Raw genomic sequence first — 23,219 nt, forward strand, 5'->3', positions numbered from 1 at the left:
GGTGGGTGCTCAGTGGGCTCCGGTGCCGGTCAGGGAACGGACCTCCAGTTCGGCGTACTTGTCCTTGTCGGCCTCCTCCTTCGACAGGAGGGTGCCGACGACGCCCAGCAGGAAGCCGACCGGGATCGAGATGATGCCGGGGTTCTCCAGCGGGAACCAGTGGAAGTCGACGTCCGGGAACATCGAGGTGGGCTTGCCGGAGACGACCGGCGAGAACAGCACCAGGCCGACCGCGGTGACCAGGCCGCCGTAGATCGACCAGAGGGCCCCGGCTGTGGTGAACCGCTTCCAGAAGAGGCTGTAGAGGATCGTCGGGAGGTTGGCGGAGGCGGCGACCGCGAAGGCGAGGGCGACCAGGCCGGCGACGTTCAGATCGCGGGCGAGGGCGCCCAGGAGGATGGAGACCGCGCCGATGCCGACCGTGGCGTAGCGGGCCGCGGCCATCTCCTGCTTCTCGGTGGCCTGGCCCCGCTTGATGACGTTGGCGTAGATGTCGTGCGCGAAGGACGACGACGAGGCCAGGGTGAGGCCCGCGACGACCGCGAGGATCGTGGCGAAGGCGACCGCGGAGATGGTGGCCAGCAGGATCGCGCCCCAGTTGGAGTCGACGCCGCCCAGATGCAGGGCGAGGAGCGGTGCGGCCGTGTTGCCGGCCTTGTTGGAGGCGGTGATCTCGTCCGGCTTGATGAGCGCGGCGGCGCCGAAGCCGAGGGCGAGGGTCATCAGGTAGAAGGCGCCGATCAGGCCGATGGCCCAGAGGACCGACTTACGGGCGGCCTTGGCGGTGGGCACGGTGTAGAAGCGGATCAGGATGTGCGGCAGGCCCGCGGTGCCCAGGACCAGGGCGATGCCCAGGGAGATGAAGTCCAGCTTGGTGGTGCCGGTGGCGCCGTACTTCAGGCCGGGCTCCAGGAAGGCCGCGCCCTTGCCGCTGTTCTCGGCGGCCGAGCCGAGCAGGTCGGAGACGTTGAAGTCGAATTTCAGCAGGACCAGGAAGGTCAGCAGCAGGGCGCCCGCGATGAGCAGGACCGCCTTGACCATCTGGACCCAGGTGGTGCCCTTCATGCCGCCGATCGTCACGTAGACGATCATCAGGACGCCGACCAGGGCGACGATGCCGATCTTGCCGCCGTCGCTGGTGATGCCGAGGAGGAGCGAGACGAGGACGCCCGCGCCCGCCATCTGGGCCAGCAGGTAGAAGATCGAGACGACGATGGTGGAGGTGCCGGCGGCCGTGCGGACCGGGCGCTGGCGCATGCGGTACGCGAGGACGTCGCCCATCGTGTAGCGGCCGGAGTTGCGCAGCGGTTCGGCGACCAGGAGCAGGGCGACCAGCCAGGCGACCAGGAAGCCGATGGAGTACAGGAAGCCGTCGTAGCCGAAGAGGGCGATGGCGCCCGCGATGCCGAGGAAGGACGCGGCGGACATGTAGTCGCCGGAGACGGCGAGACCGTTCTGGAAACCGGTGAACTGGCGGCCGCCGGCGTAGAAGTCGGCGGCGTCCTTGGTCTGGCGGCCGGCCCAGACGGTGATGACGAGGGTCGCGACGACGAACACCGCGAACAGGGTGATGATCAGCGTGCGGTGCTCGCTCGCCTCGCCGGCGGCGAGCAGGGTGGTGTGCTGTGCGGGGCTCATGCGCCGCCCTCCATCCGGGACTTGATCGCCTCGGCCTTGGGGTCGAACCGGGCGGCGGCCACGCGCGCGTACCACCAGGCGATGAGGAACGTGGTGAGGAACTGGGCGAGGCCGAGGGTCATGGCCACGTTGAAGTTGCCGAAGAGCTTGGTGCCCATGAAGTCGCCCGCGTAGCTGGAGAGCAGGACGTACAGCAGGTACCAGGCGATGAAGGCGACGGTCAGCGGGAAGGCGAAGCCTCGGTAGGAGCTGCGCAGTTCACCGAATTCCGCGCTCTCCTGCACCGCGACGAACTCCTCGGTGGAGGGCAGCCGGGGTGAGGCTTTCGAGGGGGGTGGTGTCTCGGTGGCCACGGAGTCTCCTCGCATTGCGGGTGGCGGGTCGGGCGGGGGCTCGATCGTGCACGGGCTCCCTGTTCAAGGGCACGGCGGCGCGCTTGGACCGGTTCAACTCGTTCTGCTTCTTTCGGACGCGGTCTTTCGGACGGTTCTTTCCGACGGGTTCTCTGCCGGGTTCTCTCTGCCGGGTTCTTCCGGACGGGTTCTTCGAAGTCGGCGTCAAAGGTCGTTGCTGGCCGGCGAGTCGGGGAGATAGCTTCGGGGCCAGTACCACCCGTCATGTACCTGCCCAATACCTGTCCAAACGGCAGCCGCGCTTGGACAGGTCTCGTTTCCGGATGATGTGGAGACCCCATGGCTCATCTGCCTTCCAGACGCCGCCTCGCTCTCGCGGTGCCCGTCGTGCTGTCGCTGACCGCCTCCCTCGGCTTCCTGCCGACGGCGGCCTCCGCGGCGCCCGTCACGACCTCCGCCACGCAGGCGGCCGACGCCGGAACCCTGGCGTACGTCGTCAACACGAAGGTGGACCACCGCACGATCAAATCGGTGAAGAAGGCGATCGCCGCGGCCGGCGGCACCGTCGTCGCGGCGTACGACCGGATCGGCGTGCTCGTCGTCCACTCGGCGAACCCCGACTTCGGCGCGGCGATACGCGCGGTGCGCGGCGTGCAGTCGGCGGGTGCGACCCGTACCGCGCCGCTGAGCCCCGCCTGGACCACCGACGAGGGTGCGGCACAGGTCCTGTCGAAGGCGGAGGCCGCGAAGGTCGCGAAGGCGTCCGGCGCGGCGGGCCCGAGCGAGCCGCTCGAGGCCGACCAGTGGGACCTGCGGGCGATCGGCGCCGACAAGGCCGCCCTGATCAACCCGGGCAGCAAGAAGGTGACGGTCGCCGTGATCGACACCGGCGTCGACGACACCCACCCGGACCTCGCGCCGAACTTCTCCGCGGCCCAGTCGGCGAACTGCGTCGGCGGCGTCGCGGACACCAGCGCGGGCGCCTGGCGTCCGTACACCGCGGACGACTACCACGGCACGCATGTCGCCGGTGAGATCGCCGCGGCCCGCAACGGCATCGGCGTGGCGGGCGTGGCGCCCGGTGTGAAGGTCGCCGGCATCAAGGTGAGCGACCCCAAGGACGGCCTCTTCTACCCGGAGAACGTCGTCTGCGCCTTCGTGTTCGCCGCCGACCACGGCGTCGAGATCACGAACAACAGCTACTACGTTGACCCGTGGCTGTACAACTGCATGGACGACCCCGATCAGAAAGCCATTGTTGACGCGGTCAACAGGGCCCAGACGTACGCCCAGAAGAAGGGCACGCTCAACGTCGCCTCGGCGGGCAACTCCAACCACGACCTGGACTCCGGCGCCCTGGTCGACGCCTCCAGCCCCGACGACTCCACGCCGGTGACGCGCACGGTCGACCCGCACGAGTGCTTCGACGTGCCGACCCAGTTGCCGGGCGTCGTCACGGTGAGCGCGACGGGCGTCAAGGGCACCAAGTCGTACTACTCCACCTACGGCCAGGGCGTCATCGACGTCGCGGCTCCGGGCGGCGACAAGTACCAGATCCCGGACACCCCGTCGGCCAACGGCCGCATCCTGTCGACGCTGCCGAACAACACGTACGGCTACCTGCAGGGCACCTCGATGGCGTCCCCGCACGTGGCCGGCGTGGCCGCGCTGCTGAAGTCGACGCACCCGCACGCGAGCCCGGCCCAGTTGCAGGCGCTGCTCAAGCTGCAGGCCGACAGCACGGCCTGCCCGGCGGGGCCGTACGACGGTGACGGCGACGGTGTCGTGGACGCGACGTGCGTGGGCGGCAAGCGGGTCAACGGCTTCTTCGGCTTCGGTGTCGTCAACGCGTTGAAGGCCGTCAAGAAGTAGGTCCGGTCAAGGGGCCATGTATTGATTCAGTCAATACTGCATAGTGCAGTCATGACTGATATCAAGCTCGCCTGGTCCGCGGTCGGCGGCGATCCCGCCCTTCTCGCGCGCGTGACGACCGTGGTGCGGGAAGGCGCTCTCCCAGGGCGCCTTCCCGTGCGGGAGCTCGCGCGGGCCTGTGTGGGCGCGTGCGCGCTGGCCGGCGCCGAGCTGGGGGCGCGGCGGGCAGGGCTCTCGGAGGTGCCCGCGGTGCGGGTGGACGACGGGGCGGTGGCCGCCGCGTTCACCAGTGAGCGCCATGTGCTGGTCGACGGGCGCGCACCGGTCGCCTTCGCCCCGCTGTCGCGGTTCTGGCGCACGGCCGACGGCTGGGTACGCACCCACGCCAACTACCCCCACCACCGCGAGCGGCTGCTGACGGCGCTGGACCTGCCCGCGCACCTCGCGGATCCCTCGAACCCCGAGGACGCCGCCCCGGCTGCCGTGCAGGCGGCGCTCACCGAGCGCTCCGCCCTGGACGTGGAGGACGCGGTGTACGCGGCCGGGGGCCTGGCCGTCGCGTCGCGCACGCCCGGGGAGTGGGCCGCGCACGCGCAGGCGGCCGCGGTCGCCGCTCGCCCCCTGGTCGAGCGGGGCCGGCTGGACGGGGCACGCGCGCGTGCGTTCACCCCGCTGGACGGCGTCCCCCTGCTCCCGGCGGCAGGACTGCGCGTCCTGGACCTGACCCGGGTTCTCGCCGGGCCGGTCGCCACCCGCACCCTCGCCCTGCTGGGCGCGGACGTCCTGCGCCTCGACGCACCCCACCTGCCCGAGCTTCCCGACCAGCACGCCGACACGGGCTTCGGCAAGCGCTCGGCGCTGCTGGACCTGACGGCGGACCGGCGCCTCTTCGACGAGTTGCTCGCGGCGGCGGACGTCGTGGTCACGGGATACCGGCCGGGCGCCCTGGACCGGTTCGGGCTCTCCCCCGAGGCGCTGGCCGAACGCCGGCCCGGGCTGGTCGTGGCGCAGGTGTCGGCGTGGGGCGCGTACGGGCCGTGGGGCGGGCGACGCGGCTTCGACAGCCTGGTGCAGGTGGCCACCGGCATCGCGACCGTCGAGGGCTCGGCCGAGCGGCCCGGCGCGCTCCCCGCGCAGGCCCTCGACCATGGCACCGGCTATCTGCTGGCGGCGGCGGTGCTGCGGGCGCTGACCGAGCAGTCGTACGACGGCGGCAGCCGGTTCGTACGGCTGGCGCTGGCGCGGACGGCGGCATGGCTGACCGAAGACGTCGGCAGTGATCGAGGCATCGGGGCGGGCGACGGGAACGGCGTCCGGATGGACGAAGGTGACGGCAAAGGGATGCCCAAGGACGAGGAGCGAGAGGTGAACGGCCGGGTGAGCGGCGAGGTCTACCGGAGTGCGGAGCCCTGGCTCGCGGAGACCGACAGCCGTGTCGGGCGGCTGCGGTACGCCCTTCCGGCGGTGTCGTTCGACGGCGGCCCGGACGACTGGGCACGGCCGCCCGGGGCCTGGGGAGCCGATCCGGCGCGCTGGCTCTGAGCCCCCGACGGCTCACTCCCGCGCGCGTGCCGCGACCTTCGCCGACCTCACGGCGACTTGCCCCGTTTTGTCGGACATGGTGAAGATCCTGCCATGGCCCTCATACGACCGACCGAAGCAACCGACTCCGCACGCCGTACCGGCCCAGGTGCCGGTGTCGGCCGGGCAGTGGGGCTGCTCGTCCTGGTGGGGCTCGGGGCGCTGGTCCCCCTGATCGGGCCGTCCGTCGCCGCGCACGGCACCGGGGAGGCGGCGGCGCCGGACTCCGGTGCGGTCGCGCTGCTGCGGGCGGTGCTGTTCGCGTCGTTGTGCGTGCAGGTGGGCGAGCTGTTCGTGGCCGGACTCGCCCGGCGGGTGCCCGACGCCCCGGCCGACCGGCCGGGCAGTTGGGCGCCGTACGCGGCCGTCGTGGGGTTCGCCGCCGCCGCGGCGGTCGGAGAGCTGGTGCCGCACGGCCATGGCTCGCGGGACGGGGTCCTCGCGCTGCTGGAGGCGATCGCGTTCGCGGTGGCGGGGCTGTGCGCGCTCTCGCGCCGGCCGGACCACGGGGTGTGGCCGCTCGCGGCGGTCGTCCTGGCGGAGGCGCTGCGCGCGCACCCGCCGACCGAACACACGCCGCTGATCGGCTCGGGGCTGACGGTCGTGCACCTGACGTGCTCGGCGCTGTGGGCGGGCGGACTGCTGAACGTGCTGCGCACGCTGCGGAGGTGGGGCGGCGGCGAGGCGGGCGCCGCGCTGCTCGGGCTCTACGCGCGCGTGGCGGCCGTCCTGTTCGCCGGGGTGACCGCGACCGGGCTGTGCAGTTCGCTGCGCCGGCTGCCGTCGGCGACGGCGCTCGACCAGTTGACGACGACGGCGTACGGGCGCGTGCTGCTCGCGAAGGTGCTCCTCGTCGGTGCGGTCGCGCTGCTCGCCCTGTGGGCCCGGACCCGGTTGCGCCGGGCCCCCGACCCGCTGACCGCCTGCTCTCCCGCGCGCGTGGAGGTCGTCACGCTGGGTGTGGTGGTCGCGGTGTCGGGGTTGTTGACGGCGTTGCCGCTGCCGATCAAGGGTTGATGGCGAAAGGGGTGAAGGTTGATGACTGATCAAGGGTTGAGGATCAACTGTTGAGTGTCAGTTGGTCACCATGACCTTGAGGGCGGTGCGCTCGTCCATCGCCTTGTAGCCGTCCGGGACGCCCTCCATGCCGACGGTCAGGTCGAAGACGGGCGACGGGTCGATCGTGCCGTCCAGGACGTCGGGCAGCAGCTCGGGGATGTAGGCGCGGACCGGGGCGACGCCGCCGCGCAGCGCGATGTTGCGGTCGAACAGGACATTGAGGTCGAGGCCAGTGCCGCTGCCGTGCGGGACGCCCACAAAGCCGATGGCGCCGCCGTCACGGGTGACGCCGACCGCCGTACGCATGGACTGTTCGGTGCCGACCGCCTCGACGACGGCGTGCGCGCCCTGCCCGCGGGTGAGCTCGCGCACGGCCTCGACGGCGGCGTCCCCGCGTTCGGCGACGACGTCGGTGGCGCCGAAGCGGCGCGCGATGTCCGTACGGGCCTGGTGGCGGCCGAGCGCGATGATCCGCTCCGCGCCGAGCCGCTTGGCGGCCAGCACCGCGCACAGGCCGACGGCCCCGTCCCCGACCACGACGACGGTGGCGCCGGGGCGGGCTCCCGCGCCGAGGGCGGCGTGGTGGCCGGTGCCCAGCACGTCGGACAGGGTGAGCAGCGCGGCCAGCAGGTGGTCGTCGGAGGCCGCGTCCTTGGGCAGCCGGACGAGGGTGCCGTCGGCGAAGGGCACGCGCACGGCCTCGCCCTGGCCGCCGTCGTAGCCGACGGAGCCCCAGAAGCCGCCGTGCTCGCAGGACGTCGTCAGGCCCTCGCGGCAGTGGTCGCAGACGCCGTCGGACCACATGAAGGGCGCGACGACGAGGTCGCCGCGCCCGAGCGTCGTCACCTCGGAGCCGGTCTCCTCGACCATGCCGAGGAACTCGTGCCCGATCCGCTGGCCCGGCTGCCGGGCCGCCTCGCCGCGGTACGCCCACAGGTCGCTGCCGCAGATACAGGCGCGCAGCACCCGGACCACGGCGTCGGTGGGCAGTCGCACCACGGGCTCGGGTACGTCCTCCACACGTATGTCGAAGGGGGCGTGGATGGTGGTGGCGCGCATACGAGGGTCCTTCTCGTCTCTGGCTCTGGCTCTGGTGTACGTGCACTCAAGGGGTGGTCGAGCGCACTTCACGGTACGACGACGTCGCCGCGCGTCGCTCACGGAGGGTGCCGAGGGTGCCGAGGACCAGCAGGAGCTGTGCGGCGACGTACGTGAGCGTGATCCAGAGGTCGGGGCGCGGGGGCTGGGGCCAGTCGTGTGCTCTCCTCGACCGATGCCGGGTCGACCGGTGCGGAGGTGGCCGGTGACGGGCCGGCCGGTGACGGAGTGGCCGATGCCGGAGCGGTGGCGGGCGTCGGGCGCCAGCCCGGGCCGCCGAACACCCGTCCCGTCCGCTCGCGGCAACTGGTCGCCGCCTTCACGTCCTTGACGATCGCGACGTACTCATGAGTGGCCGACCACGGTGAGCAGCACGAAGGCGGGGATCGACCACAGCACGACATCGGGCAGGTTCGGCATGTCAGGCACCGTAGAACCGCTGGTGGCCTGCGGCTAGACGTTGTTACCCACAAGTATTACCGACGGTACGCGCTTGCTTCTTGGCCATGTCCGCCAAACCGGCGCCGACCAGTGCCAAGGACGGACGCCTCGCCTCCCGGCCCTCACACCCCAGCCGCCCCCAGCAGAGCCCCCACCGCGTACGTCACCCCCATCGCCAGCGCACCGCCTGCCACGTTCCGCAGTACCGCCCGGCCCGGTGACGCCGAGCCCAGGCGGGCGCTGCTCCAGCCGGTGACGGAAAGGGCCACCAGGACCGATGCGACCGTCACCGGGAGCCGCCAGTTCGTCGGGGGCAGGACGATGGCCAGGAGGGGGAGCAGGGCACCGGCGGTGAAGGCGAGGAAGCTCGCCCAGGCGGCGTGCCAGGGGTTGGTGAGGTCGTCGGGGTCGATGCCGAGCTCCACGCGCGCGTGGGCCTTCAGGGCATCCCGTTCCGTGAGCTGGACGGCGGCTTCCCGGGCCACCTCCCGGGACAGGCCCCGTTCCTCCAACAGCTCGGTCAGCTCCTCCAGTTCGGCCTCCGGCTGCTCGCGCAGTTCCCGGCGCTCCAGCGCGAGGGCGGCCTTCTCGGAGTCCCGTTGCGTCGACACGGAGACGTACTCCCCCGCCGCCATCGACATCGACCCGGCGAGCAGACCGGCGAGGCCGGCCGTCAGCAGCGCCGAGCGGTCGTCCGTCGCACCGGCCACGCCGACGACGAGGCCCGCGGTGGAGACGATGCCGTCGTTGGCGCCGAGGACGGCGGCGCGCAGCCAGTTCAGCCGGGATCCGAGCGAGCCGTCGTGGGCCTCGGAGTGGCCCTCTGCAGGGGTGGGTTCCGTCACAGGACGGAGGATGGCACAGCCCCGCGTGAACCTCGGGCCGCCGCCCTGGCGTTGGCCCGCCGTCAGCCGACGACCAAGCACACACGCGCGCGTGCGTCCCACGAACTCCCGTACGGTGCGAAAGGGTTCCCAGGGGCTTCCCCGCACTCTGTTCCCGGGGCAGGTGCGACGGGGTGTCAGTGGTGGCCCGTATCCTCAGTGACCATGCTCGAAGACCACATGACGACGGCGTCGTCCCCCACGGAGTGGCCGACCGCGTATCCCCAGGGGTACGCGGTTGTTGACGTGGAGACCACGGGCCTGGCCCGGGACGACCGGATCATCTCCGCCGCCGTCTACCGGCTGGACGCGCGCGGTGAGGTCGAGGACCACTGGTACACGCTGGTCAATCCGGAGCGCGATCCGGGGCCGGTGTGGATACACGGTCTGACGAGCGACGTGCTGGAGGGCGCGCCCCTCTTCCGGGACGTCGCCGAGGAGTTCGCGGCGCGGCTGGACGGGCGGGTGCTCGTCGCGCACAACGCGGTGTTCGACTGGCAGATGATCGCGCGGGAGTACGCGCGCGCGGAGCGCGAGGCGCCGGTGCGGCAGCGGCTGTGCACCATCGCGCTCTCCAAGGAGCTGGCGCTGCCGCTGCCCAACCACAAGCTGGAGTCGCTGGCGGCCCACTTCGGCGTCGTACAGCAGCGGGCGCACCATGCCCTCGACGACGCGCGCGTGCTCGCGGAGGCGTTCCGGCCGAGCCTGCGGGCCGCGGCGGCGGGCGGCGTCCGGCTGCCGCTGCTCGAATGCCGGCCGCTGACGGAGTGGACCGACCGGGCCGCGCCCCGGATCGGACAGCAGGCGAGCGGTCCGGGCGGCGGGTACGGCGGCGGTTATCGGCCGAGCAGTTGGCGGCCGTCCCGGAAGCGGCCCGCCTGCCCGTATCCCAACCCCGGGCGGTACGAGGACGGCAAGCGGCTCAGGCAGGGCATGCGGGTCGCCTTCTCGGGGGACACGTCGGTGGAGCGCGAGCTGCTGGAGGACCGCGCGACCGAGGCGGGGCTGCATGTGGCGACGAGTCTGTCCCGGGTGACCAGTCTCCTGGTCACCAACGACCCCGACTCGCACACGTCGAAGGTGGTCAAGGCGCGGCAGTTCGGGACGCCCGTCGTGGACGAGGCCGCCTTCGGGCAGCTCCTGCGGGATGTCGAGGCCGCCGACGGGTGAGCCGTACGCGGTGCGATGACCGTGACCCGTATGCGGTGCCTCGTACGCGGGGACCCGTACGTACGGGTGATTGGCGCGCGACTCGCCCGCTGCCCGCTCGCCCGCCCGGGGGTGACGGCCCACCCTGTGGCGCATGGCGAGATGCGAAGTTTGCGGCAATGACTACGGAATGAGCTTCGAGGTGCACGCGCAGGGCGCGGTGCACGTCTTCGACTGCTTCTCCTGTGCGATCCACCGGATGGCCCCCATCTGCGAGCACTGCCGGGTCCAGATCATCGGCCAGGGCGTCGAGGTCGAGGGGCACTGGTACTGCGGCGGCCACTGTGCGCGGGCGGAGGGGAGGCCGGGGATCGTCGACAAGGTGTGAGCCGGGCCCGGAAGGCACCCTTCCGGTACCCGCCCGAATGCGCCCCACGACCGAGTTGTACCGTCAGTGGGGTGTACCGCTTCCTGTTGTCCCGGCAGTGGGTGATCCTCACGCTGGTCGCGCTCCTCCTCATCCCCACGATGATCAGGCTGGGCTTCTGGCAGATGCACCGCTACGAAGAGCGCACCGCGCGCAACCAGCTCGTCGCCGACGCGCTGGGCGCCGAGCCGGTGCCCGTGGAGCGGCTGACCTCCCCCGGACACACCGTCACCACCGGCCAGCGGTACCGCGGTGTGACCGCGACCGGCACGTACGACACCGCGCGGGAAGTCGTCGTGCGGCGGCGCGTCAACTCCGACGAGACGGTCGGCTTCCTCGTCCTCACCCCGTTCGTCCTGACGGACGGCACGGTGCTGCTGGTCAACCGGGGCTGGATCCCCTCGGACGCGCCGACCCAGACCGCGTTCCCCAAGGTTCCCGCGCCGCCGCGCGGCCAGACCACCGTCACCGGGCGGCTGATGCCCGACGAGACGACCGAGGCGAGCGGCATCAAGGACCTCAAGGGGCTGCCGGACCGGCAGGTCATGCTGATCAACAGCGAGCAGGAGGCCCGGCGGCTCGGCGAGAAGGTGCTCGGCGGCTACATCGCGCAGACCGCGCCCGAGCCGAAGGGCGACACCCCGGAGCTGGTCGGGGCGCCCGGCAACGAGGACGCCGCGCTGAACTACGCGTACGCCATCCAGTGGTGGCTGTTCGCCGTGGGCGTCCCGGTCGGCTGGGTGGTGCAGGCGCGCCGCGAGGCCCGGGACCGGGCGCAGGCGGCGGCGCAGCAGACGGAGCGGGCCGAGCCGGCGCCGGTGTAGCGGACGCACACGCGTCCTCCGCTACACCGTCGCCGACTCTGGGCTCCCGACTCCCGGCTCCCGACTCTCGGCTCCCGACTCTCGGCTCCCGGCTCCCGGCTCTCCCCCGCCGCGCCTCCGGCCGTTCAGCAGCGGCGGTTCAGCAGCAGCGGTTCAGCAGCAGCGGCTCTGCGGATGCTCCTCGCGGTGGCGTGCCCGCAGCGCCTGGTACTCGCGTCTGCTCGGCACGGGAGCGTGCGGGTGGTGGTGGCGGTGCCGTTCGCAGTGGCGGTCGTACTCCGCCTCGCCGGTCAGCTCCCGCAGGTACCAGCGCACGGCCCGCGCCCAGCGCAGGGCGCCCCTCACGGCCGGGACTCCGCCAGAGACCCCACCGGGGGCTCCGTCGGCACGCCGATGCGGGACTCGACGTACGGCGCCTCGGTCGTCGGGAGCGGGACCGGGGACCGTACGGCCCGGACGCAGACCGCCGCCGCGTTCACGATCACCACGGCGACCAGCAGCAGGAACACGGCGATCAGGACGCCGTCCACGGTGGAGTTGGTGACGACCGTGTGCATGTCGGCCGGCGACTTCGCGGGCGCCAGCACCTGGCCGGCGTCGAGGGCGTCGGCGTAGCGCGCGCGTTGGGCGAAGAAGCCGACCCGGGGGTCGTCGGAGAAGAGCTTCTGCCAGCCTGCGGTGAAGGTGATCGCGACCACCCAGGCCAGCGGGACTCCGGTGACCCAGGCCCAGCGCAGCCGGCCGGACTTGATCAGCACGGTCGTGCAGACGGTCAGGGCGATGGCGGCCAGCAGTTGGTTCGCGATGCCGAACAGCGGGAAGAGCTGGTTGATCCCGCCGAGCGGGTCGGTGGCGCCGGAGTGCAGGAAGTAGCCCCAGGCGGCGACGACCAGGCCGCTGCACAGCCAGATGCCGGGCTTCCAGTTGACCCGGCCCAGCGGCTTCCACACGTTGCCGAGCATGTCCTGGAGCATGAAGCGGCCGACCCGGGTGCCCGCGTCCACCGTGGTCAGGATGAACAGCGCCTCGAACATGATGGCGAAGTGGTACCAGAAGGCCTTCATCGCGGTGCCGCCGAAGACGCCGGAGAAGATCTCCGACATGCCGACGGCGAGGGTGGGCGCGCCGCCCGAGCGGGCGATCAGGGTCTGTTCCTCGACCGCCTTCGCCGCCTGGGTGAGCTGGTCGGGGGTGATGGTGAAGCCAAGGCCCGCGACCGCGTGGGACGCCGACTCGGCCGTCGCGCCGAGCAGTCCGGCGGGGGCGTTCATGGCGTAGTAGAGGCCCGGTTCCAGGGTGGCCGCGGCGATCAGCGCCATGATCGCGACGAACGACTCCATCAGCATCGCGCCGTAGCCGATCAGCCGGACCTGGGACTCCTTCTCGATCAGCTTGGGCGTCGTCCCGGAGGCGACGAGCGCGTGGAAGCCGGAGAGCGCGCCGCACGCGATGGTGATGAAGAGGAACGGGAAGAGGGAGCCGGCGAAGACCGGGCCCGCGCCCGACGACGCGAAGTCGCTCACCGCGTCCGCCCTGAGCACGGGCGCGGCGACGACCACGCCGACCGCCAGCAGCGCGATCGTGCCGATCTTCATGAAGGTGGAGAGGTAGTCGCGCGGGGCGAGGAGCATCCACACGGGCAGGACCGAGGCGACGAAGCCGTAGCCGATGAGGCAGAAGACGAGGGTGGTGGGGCTGAGGGTGAAGGCGCCGGCCAGCGAGGAGTTCTGCACCCAACTGCCGCCGACGATCGCGAGCAGCAGCAGCGCGACGCCGATGAAGCTGGTCTCGACGACCCGGCCCGGGCGGATGCGGTGCAGCCAGAAGCCCATGAACAGGGCGATGGGGACGGTCATCGCGACCGAGAAGGTCCCCCAGGGCGAGTGGGCGAGGGCGTTGACGACGACCAGCGCCAGCACGCCCAGCAGGATGATCATGATGGCGAGGACGGCGACCAGCGCCGCCGCTCCGCCCGCGCGGCCTATCTCGTCGCGGGCCAACTGCCCGAGCGACTTGCCGTCCCGGCGCATCGACAGGAACAGCACCACCATGTCCTGCACAGCGCCCGCGAAGATCACTCCGGCGACGATCCACAGGGTGCCGGGCAGGTAGCCCATCTGGGCCGCGAGCACCGGTCCGACCAGCGGTCCCGCGCCGGCGATCGCGGCGAAGTGGTGGCCGAGCAGGACGCGGCGGTCGGTGGGCTGGAAGTCGACGCCGTCCTCGAGGCGTTCGGCGGGGGTGGCCCGGCTGTCGTCCGGCTTCAGCACCCGGCGGGCGATGAAGCGGGAGTAGAAGCGGTAGGCGATGGCGTACGAGCCGAGGGCCGCGACCACCAGCCAGACCGCCGAGATCTTCTCTCCCCGGGCGAGGGCGAGGACGCCCCAGGCGACGGCGCCGAGCAGGGCGACGACGGCCCACAGCAGCACGGACCTTGGTGATGTACGCGACTTTTCCGGCCCCGGGAGGCCGGTTTCGGGCAGGGTGGACGTCGACATGGCGGCTCCTCGCCTGGTGCGCAGAGGGTGCTGGGGTCAGCGAGGGGCGCGGCTCTCCCACTCGCTGTCGATCGGCCGATCGGCCGATCGGTCTGTGCAAGAGTTGCCCGCCCGCCGGAGATGGTTGACAGCGAATTTCCAGAGGATTTCCCGCCGGTTCCCTGTCAACCGAAACCGCCGTCCGCGCAACTGACCGATGAGGGAACAGGCACACCAAGGACGGTGACCCGTGGCCGACGGCGCCATGACCATGACGTTCCTCGCCGTGATCGGCGGGGCGTCGCTGCTCGCCGTGACCGCGCGGCGGCTGCGCCCCAGCGACCGGCTGCCCTCCCTGGAGGGCTGGGCGCTGGCCGACCGCTCCCTCGGCCCCGTCTGGACCTGGCTGCTGCTCGGCGGCACGATCTTCACCGCGTACACCTTCACGGCCGTCCCGGGACTGGCGTACGGCAACGGCGCGCCCGCGTTCTTCGCGGTGCCGTACACGGTGATCGTCTGCCCGCTCGCCTTCGTGCTGCTGAGCCGGCTGTGGAGCGTGGCCCGCAGGAACGGTTACGTCACCGCCGGCGACTTCGTGCGCGGGCGGTACGGGTCGCCGTCGCTGGCCCTGGTGGTGGCGCTGACCGGGATCCTCGCGACGATGCCGTATCTGGCGCTGCAACTGCTCGGGATACGGGCGGTGCTGACCGCCGGGGACCTGTATCCGCGCGGCGCGGCCGGCGATCTGGTGATGGTGGCGCTGTTCGCGGGGCTCGCCGTGGCCACCTACCGGCACGGGCTGCGGGCGCCCGCGGTGATCTCGGCGCTGAAGGCGGTGGCGGTGTTCGTGTCGCTGACCGCCGTGTGCTGGCTGGTGCTCGAACGGCTCGGCGGGCCCGGGGCGGTGTTCGAGGGCGCGGCGCGGCGGCTCGGCGGGACGGACGTGGCGCACTCCCCGCTGGTCCTCTCCCCCGCGCAGCAGCCCGCGTACGCCACGCTCGCGCTGGGTTCCGCGCTGGCGCTGCTGATGTACCCGCACGTGCTCACCGCCGGGTTCGCCGCCGACGGGCCGCGCACCCTGCGCAAGGTGTCGGCGGCGCTGCCCGTCTGGACGGGACTGCTCGCCCTCTTCGGCTTCCTCGGCGTCGCCGCCCTCGCGGCGGGGGTACGGGCTCCGCGCGGGAGCGCCGAGGCCGCCGTGCCGATGCTCGTCGACCGGCTGATGCCCGCCCCGCTCGCCGGGCTGGTGTTCGCGGCGATCACCGTGGGCGCGCTGGTCCCGGCGGCCGTGATGTCGATCGCGGCCGCCACCGGCTTCGTACGCAACGTGTACGTGGAGTACGTCCATCCGACGGCCACACCGAAGCGGCAGGTGCGCGTCGCCAAGGCGGTGTCGCTGACCGCGAAGGCGGGGGCGGTGGCGTTCGTGTTCGGGCTGCGCGACCAGGACGCCGTCAACCTGCAACTGCTGGGCGGGGTGTGGATCCTTCAGGTGTTCCCGGCCGTGGCCGTCGGGCTGTTCACCGGGCGGCTGCATCCGCGCGCGCTGCTCGCCGGGTGGGCGGCCGGCATGGCGGCCGGGACCTTCCTGGTGGTGCGCGAGGGGTTCTCGGCCGTCGTCGGCCTGGGCTTCGGACCGCTGGAGGTCTACGCCGGGCTGGTGGCGCTGCTGCTCAATCTGACCGTCGCGGTGGCCGGCACCGCGCTCCTCGAACGCCTCGGCGTGCCGCGCGGCGCCGACACCACCGACCTGCCCTCCCGCCTGGCCCTCAGGCGGCGCCCCGAGACGGGAGCGAACCACCCGTGAGACGCAGACCCCCGACCCCCGTGCAGGAGCCCCCCGTCGAGCCGCTCACCCCCGTGGCGGGCGACCCGGCGGACCTGGAACGCGAGGCCGGCCTCGCCCGGCTCTTCGAGCTGCACTACTCCTCGATGCTGCGGCTCGCCGTGCTGCTGGGCGCGGACGACCCGGAGAACGTGGTCGCCGAGGCCTACTACCAGATCTACCGCAAGTGGCGGCGGCTGCGGGACGTGCAGGCGGCTGAGGCGTATCTGCGCTCCACCGTCTGCAACCTGACCCGGATGCGGATACGGCACCTCCAGGTCGCCCGCCGGCACGTGGAGAGCCCGCCGGAGCTGCCCGACGAGATCGTGGCCTCCGCGGAGAACACCGCACTGCTCCACGACGACCAGCGGGTGCTGATCCACGCCCTCCAGCGGTTGCCGGCCCGGCAGCGGGAGGCGCTCGTGCTGCGGCACTGGCTCGGGCTGAAGGAGAGCGAGATCGCCGCCGCGATGGGCATCTCCGGCGGCTCCGTCAAGACCCACACCTCACGCGGCCTCGCCGCGCTCACCCAGGCGATGGAGACCCGGCGATGAAGGACGCAGACCACGCAGCCCGCACCGAGCGGGAGCTGCGCGAGGCCCTGGAGGCGCTGGCCGGCGGCGTACGGCCGGCCCCGGACGCGTATCGCACGGCGCGCGGCGAGTGGCTGCGGCGCGAACGCCGGCGGCGGCTGGTGCTCGCCGTGCTGATCGCCGTCGTCTTCGCGCTGGCCACGCTGAGCGGCCTGTGGGTGCTCAACCAGGCGCCGTCCGACCCCGGGGTCGTCTTCTCGGGCACCGCCGCCGGCACCGGCACCGGCACCGGCACCGGCACCGGCACCCAAGTGGGCGTGGCGTCACTCGCCCGGCCGCACCCCTGATTGCACCCCGGGTTCGCCGGGAACCCGCACCCCGTGCACCCCCGTATCGAGGACTACGCCCTCATCGGCGACGAACAGACCGTGGCCCTGGTCGGCATGGACGGTTCCGTCGACTGGCTCTGCCTGCCCCGGTTCGACTCCGGGGCCTGCTTCGCCCGCCTCCTCGGCGACGAGGAGAACGGCCACTGGCGCATCGCCCCCAAGGGCGTGAAGGGTCACTGCACCCGGCGCGCCTACCGCCCCGACACCCTTGTCCTGGACACCGAGTGGGAGACCGCCGAGGGCGCGATCCGGGTCACCGACCTGATGCCGCAGCGCGAGGCCGCCCCGGACGTCGTACGCATCGTCGAAGGTCTGCGCGGCCGGGTCACGGTCCGCAGCACGCTGCGGCTGCGCTTCGACTACGGCTCGATCGTGCCGTGGATGCGCCGGGTCGACGGCCATCGGGTGGCGGTCGCGGGACCGGACGCGGCCTGGCTGCGCAGCGAACCGCCCGTGCGCACCTGGGGCCAGGACTTCTCCACCCTCTCGGAGTTCACCGTCGGACCCGGCGAGCGGGTCGCGTTCGTCCTGACCTGGCACCCCTCGCACCACACCCGCCCACCGCTGTGCGACCCCTTCGAGGCGCTGGAGACCAGCGTCGCCGGCTGGCAGGCGTGGTCGGCCCGGTGCCGCTACCGGGGACCGTACCGGGACGCCGTGCTCCGCTCCCTGATCACCCTCAAGGCCCTCACCTACGCCCCCACCGGCGGCATCGCCGCGGCCGCCACCACCTCGCTGCCCGAGGAACTGGGCGGGGTACGCAACTGGGACTACCGCTACTGCTGGCTGCGGGACTCCACGCTCACCCTGAACGCCCTGCTGGCCGTCGGCTACCAGGAGGAGGCCGAGGCGTGGCGCGACTGGCTGCTGCGCGCGGTGGCGGGCGACCCGGCGGAGCTGCAGATCATGTACGGCCTGGCGGGCGAGCGGCGGCTGCCGGAGTACGAGGTGCCGTGGCTTGCGGGCTTCGCCGGCTCGGCGCCGGTCCGGATCGGCAACGGCGCGGTGAAGCAGCGTCAGCTCGACGTCTACGGCGAGGTCCTGGACTCGCTGTCGCTGGCCCGGCGCTCCGGGCTGCCGAGCAAGCCGCACATGTGGTCGCTCCAGGCACTGCTGCTGAAGTTCCTGCGCACGGAGTGGCACAAGCCGGACGAGGGGCTGTGGGAGGTGCGCGGCGGCCAGCGGCACTTCGTGCACTCCAAGGTGATGGTGTGGGTGGCCGCCGACCGCGCCGTACGCGGCATGGAGGACGACCCGAGCCTGCACGGCGACCTGGCGGGCTGGCGCGCCCTGCGCGACGAGGTGCACGCCGAGGTCTGCGCGAAGGGCTACGACCCCGACCGCAACACCTTCACCCAGTACTACGGCTCCCGTGAGCTGGACGCGGCGCTGCTGCTCATCCCGCGCGTCGGTTTCCTGCCGCCGGACGACCCGCGGGTGATCGGCACCGTCGACGCGGTCCGCGAGGAGCTCGGCCACAGCGGTCTGGTCCGCCGCTACAGCACCGAGGGCGGCGACGGCGCAGTCGTAGACGGGCTGCCGGGCGACGAGGGCGCGTTCCTGGCCTGCTCGTTCTGGCTCGCGGACGCGCTGCACATGACGGGCCGCACGCAGGAGGCACGGGACCTGTTCGACCGGCTCGTGGGCCTCGCCAACGACGTGGGGCTGCTGGCGGAGGAGTACGACCCGGTGGCCGGCCGGCACCTCGGCAACTTCCCGCAGGCCTTCAGTCACATCGGGCTGGTGAACACCGCCCTCGCCCTGTTCGGCGGCGCGCAGGCCCCATAGGGGAGGATGGGGGGCATGGATCTTGGACTGAAGGACCGGGTGTACGTCGTCACCGGGGCCACTCGCGGCCTGGGCAACGCCGCCGCGCGCGAGCTCGTCGCGGACGGCGCGAAGGTCGTCCTCACCGGGCGGGACGAGAAGCGCGTCGCCGACGCCGCGGCCGAGCTGGGGCCGAACGCGGTCGGGGTCGCCGTGGACAACGCCGAGCCGCAGGCGGCGGCCCGGCTGATCGCCGCGGCGCGGGAGGCCTTCGGCGGGTTCGACGGGGTGCTGGTGAGCGTGGGCGGTCCGCCGCCCGGGTTCGTCGCCGACAACACCGACGAGCAGTGGCAGGCCGCGTTCGAGTCGGTGTTCCTGGGCGCGGTGCGGCTCGCGCGGGCGGCGGCGGCCGAACTGACGGCGGGCGGGGTCATCGGGTTCGTGCTGTCGGGGTCGGTGCACGAGCCGATTCCCGGGCTGACCGTCTCCAACGGGCTGCGGCCGGGACTGGCCGGGTTCGCGAAGTCGCTCGCCGACGAGTTGGGGCCCCGGGGGATCCGGGTGGTGGGGCTGCTGCCGGCGCGGATCGACACGGACCGGGTGCGCGAACTGGACGGCCTGTCGGCCGACCCCGCGGCCACCCGGGTCGCGAACGAGTCCCGGATCCCGCTGCGGCGCTACGGGACTCCGGACGAGTTCGGCCGCGCGGCGGCGTTCCTGCTGTCTCCGGCGGCTTCCTATCTGACGGGGATCATGCTGCCGGTCGACGGCGGCATGCGGCACGGTTTCTGACGCCCCGCCGCCGCCGAAGCCCGAAGACCGCTCAACTGACCCTTTCCGCCTTGTGCTTGGCGCCCTTCATCCGCACCTCCGCCGGCAGCGCCCGCAGCGCCGCCGACTCCCTCGCGTGGGTCAGGGCCTGCGCCGTCAGGTCCTCCAGCACCGTCGCCGGGTCGACGTGGGGCTCCAGGAGCAGGCGTACGCGGGTCTCGGGCGCCTCCTTGCGGCCCGTCAGGTGGATGTGGACGTGGGCGACGCCGTCCATCCGGCCCGCCTCGCCCGCGAGGACGCCCTCCAGGGCGCGGCCCCGCAGCAGGGCGCCCGCGCCGTCGCCCGTGTCGACGAGGACCTCGCCGAGCCGGCGGCGGCGCAGAACCGCCGTCAGCCACCACAGGGCGAGCAGGACGACGAGCGCGAGGACGGCGATGACCGTCGGCCACCACCATGCCTCGTCGCGCCAGCGGGTGCGCTCGGCGGTGCTGAGGAGGCTGTCGTGGGGGCCGTCGTGCAGCCACCAGGAAGGCGGGGACGCGCCCAGGCCCACGGCCAGTACCGCGCCGCCGACGGCGAGCAGCACCAGCCCGGCGACTGCGAGGAGCACGCGGTTGACGGTACCGAGCATCGCCCTCAGCCCTTCTTCCCGGGCCGCCGCACCTGGACCGAGAGCGCGGGCGGCCGGGTCAGTCCCAGGCCGCGGACCGCGTCGGTGAGGACGGCTTCCAGGTCGTCGTGTACGTCGTCCAGGTCGCGGAAGTGCGAGACCGCGAGGACGTCGGCCTTGCGACGCCCGGCGCGCACCCGTGCCGACTGCACGCCGGCGACCTCCATGGCCCGGTCGCGCAGCACCAGCGCGGCGGCGCCCCGGTGCAGGCCGGCGCGGACGTCGGGGTGGGTGCGGCGCATCGGCAGGACGTCGCGCAGGCCCGGGGTGACGGCCAGGACGATCAGCCACAGGCCGAGGGCCGCCGCGACACCGGCGCCGACCAGCACCCAGATGTCGTCGAGGGGGCGCTCGGCGAGTTGCCGGGCGAGTCCGCGCCGCCAGGCCATGGCGGGCCGGTCGGCGCGGACGGCGACGACGTCGTAGAGGAAGCCGCCCGCGACGACCAGCAGCACCGCCGCGACGACGGCGGCCGGGACCCGGCGCGCCGACCAGAACCGGTGACCGGAGCGGCCTGTACCGCCGCCCTGTCCGGGATCGGCGCCTCCCGTGTTGTCTGCGTTGTCCGTGTTGCTCGTGTTGCCCGTGTTCCCCGTGGACTTCTCCAGAACGGGCGCTGTGCCTGTGCCCTGCAAGCCGCCGGGCTCGCTCATCGCGTCCTCCCGTGTGCCACGCCGGGGGCTGATGCCAGGTGCAGCCGTTCCACCTGGACGGCGACCTCCGGGACCGCCATTCCCACCAACGCGCCTACCCGCTGAGTGACCTGACGACGCACCTCATGGCAGCGGGCGCCGATATCGGTCGGGTACTCGAGCTCCAGGTGGACTCCGACGTGCGCGGCGTCATGGTGGACGACGACGGTGGCGTGCGGGATCCCGGCGCCCGGGGGCAGGGGGCCCACCGCCTCGCGGGCGGCCTGCGCGGCGATCTTCGCCACGACCCGGTCGGCGATCCGGGTCGCGCCGCGCCCGCCCGGGGGAACGGCGGCAGGGCGGCCGTCCGGCGCGCCGGTCCCCTCGCTCATCGCGGTCACCGCCACCGTCACCGGCGCCGGTCGTCACGGGTGCGGGTGCGGAAGAAGTCGCCGAGTTCCAGGTCGCCCTCCAGGAACCGGCCGACGACGAACCCGATGGCGCCCAGCGCCGCCACCAGCAGGAAGGCCCCGAACCCGCCGAAGTATCCGGCGAAGCCCAGCGCCATGCCGGCGATCATGCCGACCAAGGCCATACTCAAGGTGCTCTCCCCTCGGCAGTGCTCTCACCGCCTCGTCACTGGATCCGGGGCTCCGGCTCCTCGTCCTCTTCGTCGGGCAGTTTGACGTCGCTCACCGCGATGTTGACCTCGACGACCTCCAGTCCGGTCATCCGCTCCACGGCCGCGATCACGTTCTCCCGCACGGCCTGGGCGACGTCGGCGATGGCCACGCCGTAGTCGACGACGATCTCCAGGTCGAGCGCGGTCTGCACCTCGCCGACCTCGGCCTTCACGCCTCGGGTCACCGACTTCGAGCCGCCGGGCACCCGGTCCCGGACGGCGCCGAAGGTGCGGCTGAGGCCGCTGCCCATCGCGTGGACGCCGAGCACGTCCCGGGCCGCGAGGCCCGCGATCTTCTCCACGACTCCGTCGGCGATGGTGGTCCGCCCGCGGGTCGCCGCGGTCCCGCCGCCTCGTCGGGCGGCCTTGCGGGCCTGGAGCGGCTCGGTGCCGCTGTCGTCGGGGGTCTGCGTCCGGTTCTGCTGCGTTGACTCGGTCATCGCCGTAGGTCCTCACGTCCGGTTTCGTTCGTCGTCCCTTCGACCACGGTAAGCGCGGTTGCCCGACCGCGCCCCGGGGATGCGGCAGGCTGGAGCAATGACGGCGGACGGATGGACGAGCGCGGTACGGCACCAACTGGGCCTCGGCAGACTGCTCCCCCTGGGCGGGCCGCGCGACGGCGCGTGGATCACGGAGGAGGCGGCGGAGGCGGCGCTGCGGCGGGCGGTACGGGGTGTGGGAGGCGTACGGCTGGGGGCGCTCCGGCTGGGGCCGGCGGATCCGGAGGGCGCGTACGAGCCCGTCGTACCGGCCCCGCCGAGCGCGCCGGCGCCGGGACCGCTGCGGGTGACGGCGGAGTGCGCGGCGGCGACGTCCGAGCCGCTGCCGACGGCAGCGGCCCGGCTGCGGAGCGCCTTGGTGACGGCCGCGACGGAGCGGCTCGGGCTGGTGGTGACGGAGGTGGACGTACGGGTGACGGATCTGCTCGACGAGGACCCGCCGGCGCCGCGGCCCGAGCAGCCGGCCGCGCCGCTGCCGGGCGGCCCCGCCCTGGCCGGCGACGAGGCCTTCGTCGCCGCGGCGGCGCTGTCCGTGCCAGGAGTGACGGGCACGAGCGCGGTACGCCTGGAGGACCTCGATGAGCGGCAGGACGCGACGGCGACCCTGCCGCGTCGCCACGCGCGCGTAGAGATCGCGGTCGGCGTGGCCCACCGCGCGGTGGAGGTGGCCCGCGCGGTCCGGGGCGTGGTGTCGGAGACCCTGCCGGACCACCCGACGGTCGCCGTACTGGTGACGGCGGTCGGCTGACGGCGGTCGGTCGGGGGTGGTCGGCCGCCGGTTACTCGCCGATGCCTGCCACGTCTCGTAGGCGGCGGGACTGGGCGGCTCGTTCGGCGGCGCGTTGGTCGTCGTAGGTGCGGTCGGTGGCGCCGCGCAGGAGGGCCTTGGTCTCGATGACGGCCTCGCGGGGGGCGGCCAGGATCGCCGCGGCCAGTTCACGGGTCGCCGTGTCGAGTTCGGACGCGGGCACGGCGATGTTGGCGAGCCCGGAGCTCACCGCTTCCTCGGCGTGCACGAACCGGCCGGTCAGGCAGATCTCGGCGGCGCGGCCGTAGCCGACCAGGGAGACGAGGGGGTGCGTGCCCGTCAGGTCCGGTACCAGGCCCAGGCTGGTCTCCCGCATCGCGAACTGCACGTCGTCGGCGACGACGCGCAGGTCACAGGCGAGGGCCAGTTGGAAGCCCGCGCCGATGGCATGGCCCTGGACGGCGGCGATGGACACGAGGTCGTTGCGTCGCCACCAGGTGAAGCCCTCCTGGAACCCGGCGATGGCGGCGTCGAGTTCGGCGTCACCACTGCGCGCGAGTCCGATGAAGGACAGCTCGCCCTCGATCCCCTCGGGCGTGAACATCTGCCGGTCGAGCCCCGCGGAGAAGGACTTGCCCTCGCCGCGCAGCACGACCACGCGGACGGAGCCCGGCAGCAGCCGCCCGGCCTCGGCGAGCGCCCGCCACATCGCGGGGCTCTGCGCATTGCGCTTGGCCGGGTTGACCAGCGTCACCGTGGCGAGTGTGTCGTCGACGGTGAGCCGTACGCCGTCCTTGTCGAGCAGGGGAACGAGTTCCTGGTCGGGCGTGGCCATGGGGCGCCTCCGATGGATGCGGTGCGGTCAGCTAGCGTCAGCTAAGTGACTGCACAGTAACCAC

The 23,219-nt window shown here is 72.8% G+C and carries 24 protein-coding genes; 12 read left to right on the forward strand and 12 right to left on the reverse strand.

The window, feature by feature from the left end; translation table 11 throughout:
- Positions 1–9 precede the first annotated feature (9 nt).
- Together OG352_RS09525 and OG352_RS09530 are read right to left on the reverse strand one after the other, a co-directional pair.
- Positions 10–1,638: a solute symporter family protein gene (locus OG352_RS09525; protein ID WP_329215963.1), complete on the reverse strand. Its 1,629-nt coding sequence runs from the start codon at positions 1,636–1,638 to the stop codon at positions 10–12.
- On the reverse strand, positions 1,635–1,991 hold the full coding sequence (locus OG352_RS09530; protein WP_329215965.1) for a DUF485 domain-containing protein: 357 nt from the start codon (positions 1,989–1,991) through the stop codon (positions 1,635–1,637). The genes OG352_RS09525 and OG352_RS09530 overlap by 4 nt, the downstream gene beginning before the upstream one ends.
- Before the next feature lie 339 nt (positions 1,992–2,330).
- Here OG352_RS09530 and OG352_RS09535 point away from each other — a divergent pair, with 339 nt between their 5' ends.
- From OG352_RS09535 to OG352_RS09545, 3 genes are all read left to right on the forward strand, one after another.
- Positions 2,331–3,863 carry a S8 family serine peptidase gene (locus tag OG352_RS09535; protein WP_329215967.1) on the forward strand — a complete coding sequence of 511 codons (1,533 nt, stop codon included), beginning with the start codon at positions 2,331–2,333 and terminating at the stop codon, positions 3,861–3,863.
- A gap of 51 nt (positions 3,864–3,914) precedes the next feature.
- A complete protein-coding gene (locus OG352_RS09540; RefSeq protein ID WP_329215968.1) occupies positions 3,915–5,405 on the forward strand; it encodes a CoA transferase in 1,491 nt (496 codons plus the stop codon).
- Between the two features lie 93 nt (positions 5,406–5,498).
- The gene (locus OG352_RS09545; protein WP_329215969.1) at positions 5,499–6,461 is read left to right on the forward strand and encodes a CopD family protein; all 963 of its coding nucleotides are present in this window, start codon (positions 5,499–5,501) and stop codon (positions 6,459–6,461) included.
- Between the two features lie 57 nt (positions 6,462–6,518).
- Here OG352_RS09545 and OG352_RS09550 read toward each other — a convergent pair whose 3' ends face one another.
- Both OG352_RS09550 and OG352_RS09565 read right to left on the reverse strand, forming a co-directional pair.
- Positions 6,519–7,562, reverse strand: a complete 1,044-nt coding sequence (locus OG352_RS09550) for a zinc-dependent alcohol dehydrogenase family protein (protein ID WP_329215971.1) — start codon at positions 7,560–7,562, stop codon at positions 6,519–6,521.
- Positions 7,563–8,164: 602 nt separating this feature from the next.
- Positions 8,165–8,887, reverse strand: coding sequence for a VIT1/CCC1 transporter family protein (locus OG352_RS09565; protein ID WP_329215973.1), 723 nt, complete (start codon positions 8,885–8,887; stop codon positions 8,165–8,167).
- A gap of 204 nt (positions 8,888–9,091) precedes the next feature.
- On the opposite strand from OG352_RS09565, the gene OG352_RS09570 reads away from it, so the two are divergent.
- The 3 genes from OG352_RS09570 (at position 9,092) to OG352_RS09580 (ending at position 11,326) form a co-directional block, all read left to right on the forward strand.
- A complete protein-coding gene (locus OG352_RS09570; protein WP_329215975.1) occupies positions 9,092–10,096 on the forward strand; it encodes a DEDDh family exonuclease in 1,005 nt (334 codons plus the stop codon).
- Positions 10,097–10,229: 133 nt separating this feature from the next.
- Positions 10,230–10,463: a hypothetical protein gene (locus tag OG352_RS09575; RefSeq protein WP_329215977.1), complete on the forward strand. Its 234-nt coding sequence runs from the start codon at positions 10,230–10,232 to the stop codon at positions 10,461–10,463.
- A gap of 71 nt (positions 10,464–10,534) precedes the next feature.
- Complete coding sequence (locus OG352_RS09580) at positions 10,535–11,326, forward strand: SURF1 family cytochrome oxidase biogenesis protein (RefSeq protein ID WP_329215979.1); 792 nt, start codon at positions 10,535–10,537, stop codon at positions 11,324–11,326.
- 153 nt (positions 11,327–11,479) lie between these two features.
- On the opposite strand, the gene OG352_RS09585 is transcribed toward OG352_RS09580, so the two are convergent.
- Together OG352_RS09585 and OG352_RS09590 are read right to left on the reverse strand one after the other, a co-directional pair.
- Positions 11,480–11,671: a YbdD/YjiX family protein gene (locus tag OG352_RS09585; protein ID WP_329215981.1), complete on the reverse strand. Its 192-nt coding sequence runs from the start codon at positions 11,669–11,671 to the stop codon at positions 11,480–11,482.
- Positions 11,668–13,824, reverse strand: coding sequence for a carbon starvation CstA family protein (locus OG352_RS09590; RefSeq protein WP_329215983.1), 2,157 nt, complete (start codon positions 13,822–13,824; stop codon positions 11,668–11,670). The genes OG352_RS09585 and OG352_RS09590 overlap by 4 nt, the downstream gene beginning before the upstream one ends.
- 229 nt (positions 13,825–14,053) lie before the next feature.
- Between OG352_RS09590 and OG352_RS09595 the strand changes: the two genes are divergently transcribed.
- From OG352_RS09595 to OG352_RS09615, 5 genes are read left to right on the forward strand one after another with little or no spacing between them, the layout of a single operon-like run.
- Entirely contained in the window at positions 14,054–15,610 is a 1,557-nt protein-coding gene (locus OG352_RS09595) for a sodium:solute symporter family protein (RefSeq protein ID WP_329215985.1), read from the forward strand.
- A complete protein-coding gene (locus tag OG352_RS09600) occupies positions 15,607–16,182 on the forward strand; it encodes a SigE family RNA polymerase sigma factor (RefSeq protein WP_443072193.1) in 576 nt (191 codons plus the stop codon). The genes OG352_RS09595 and OG352_RS09600 overlap by 4 nt, the downstream gene beginning before the upstream one ends.
- Positions 16,179–16,508 carry a hypothetical protein gene (locus OG352_RS09605; RefSeq protein ID WP_329215987.1) on the forward strand — a complete coding sequence of 110 codons (330 nt, stop codon included), beginning with the start codon at positions 16,179–16,181 and terminating at the stop codon, positions 16,506–16,508. Before OG352_RS09600 ends, OG352_RS09605 begins: the two co-directional genes overlap by 4 nt.
- 33 nt (positions 16,509–16,541) lie before the next feature.
- The gene (locus tag OG352_RS09610; protein ID WP_329215989.1) at positions 16,542–18,338 is read left to right on the forward strand and encodes a glycoside hydrolase family 15 protein; all 1,797 of its coding nucleotides are present in this window, start codon (positions 16,542–16,544) and stop codon (positions 18,336–18,338) included.
- Positions 18,339–18,353: 15 nt separating this feature from the next.
- Complete coding sequence (locus OG352_RS09615; protein WP_329215991.1) at positions 18,354–19,109, forward strand: SDR family oxidoreductase; 756 nt, start codon at positions 18,354–18,356, stop codon at positions 19,107–19,109.
- A 31-nt stretch (positions 19,110–19,140) separates the two neighbouring features.
- On the opposite strand, the gene amaP is transcribed toward OG352_RS09615, so the two are convergent.
- The 5 genes from amaP to OG352_RS09640 are packed head-to-tail and all read right to left on the reverse strand — an operon-like array spanning position 19,141 to position 21,512.
- Entirely contained in the window at positions 19,141–19,728 is a 588-nt protein-coding gene (gene amaP / locus OG352_RS09620; protein WP_329223772.1) for an alkaline shock response membrane anchor protein AmaP, read from the reverse strand.
- Entirely contained in the window at positions 19,725–20,411 is a 687-nt protein-coding gene (locus OG352_RS09625) for a DUF6286 domain-containing protein (RefSeq protein WP_329215993.1), read from the reverse strand. Before OG352_RS09625 ends, amaP begins: the two co-directional genes overlap by 4 nt.
- Positions 20,408–20,782 carry an Asp23/Gls24 family envelope stress response protein gene (locus tag OG352_RS09630; RefSeq protein WP_329215995.1) on the reverse strand — a complete coding sequence of 125 codons (375 nt, stop codon included), beginning with the start codon at positions 20,780–20,782 and terminating at the stop codon, positions 20,408–20,410. Before OG352_RS09630 ends, OG352_RS09625 begins: the two co-directional genes overlap by 4 nt.
- Before the next feature lie 17 nt (positions 20,783–20,799).
- The gene (locus tag OG352_RS09635) at positions 20,800–20,991 is read right to left on the reverse strand and encodes a hypothetical protein (RefSeq protein ID WP_329215997.1); all 192 of its coding nucleotides are present in this window, start codon (positions 20,989–20,991) and stop codon (positions 20,800–20,802) included.
- A gap of 35 nt (positions 20,992–21,026) precedes the next feature.
- A complete protein-coding gene (locus OG352_RS09640) occupies positions 21,027–21,512 on the reverse strand; it encodes an Asp23/Gls24 family envelope stress response protein (RefSeq protein ID WP_329215998.1) in 486 nt (161 codons plus the stop codon).
- Between the two features lie 97 nt (positions 21,513–21,609).
- On the opposite strand from OG352_RS09640, the gene OG352_RS09645 reads away from it, so the two are divergent.
- Positions 21,610–22,320 (forward strand): nucleopolyhedrovirus P10 family protein, encoded by a 711-nt coding sequence (locus OG352_RS09645; RefSeq protein WP_329215999.1) that lies wholly within the window; start codon positions 21,610–21,612, stop codon positions 22,318–22,320.
- 31 nt (positions 22,321–22,351) lie between these two features.
- Here the strand turns inward: OG352_RS09645 and OG352_RS09650 are convergent, their stop codons facing one another.
- Positions 22,352–23,155 carry an enoyl-CoA hydratase/isomerase family protein gene (locus OG352_RS09650; protein ID WP_329216001.1) on the reverse strand — a complete coding sequence of 268 codons (804 nt, stop codon included), beginning with the start codon at positions 23,153–23,155 and terminating at the stop codon, positions 22,352–22,354.
- Positions 23,156–23,219: the final 64 nt, after the last annotated feature.

Origin of the sequence: Streptomyces sp. NBC_01485, assembly GCF_036227125.1 — a bacterium.
Classification (GTDB): domain Bacteria; phylum Actinomycetota; class Actinomycetes; order Streptomycetales; family Streptomycetaceae; genus Streptomyces.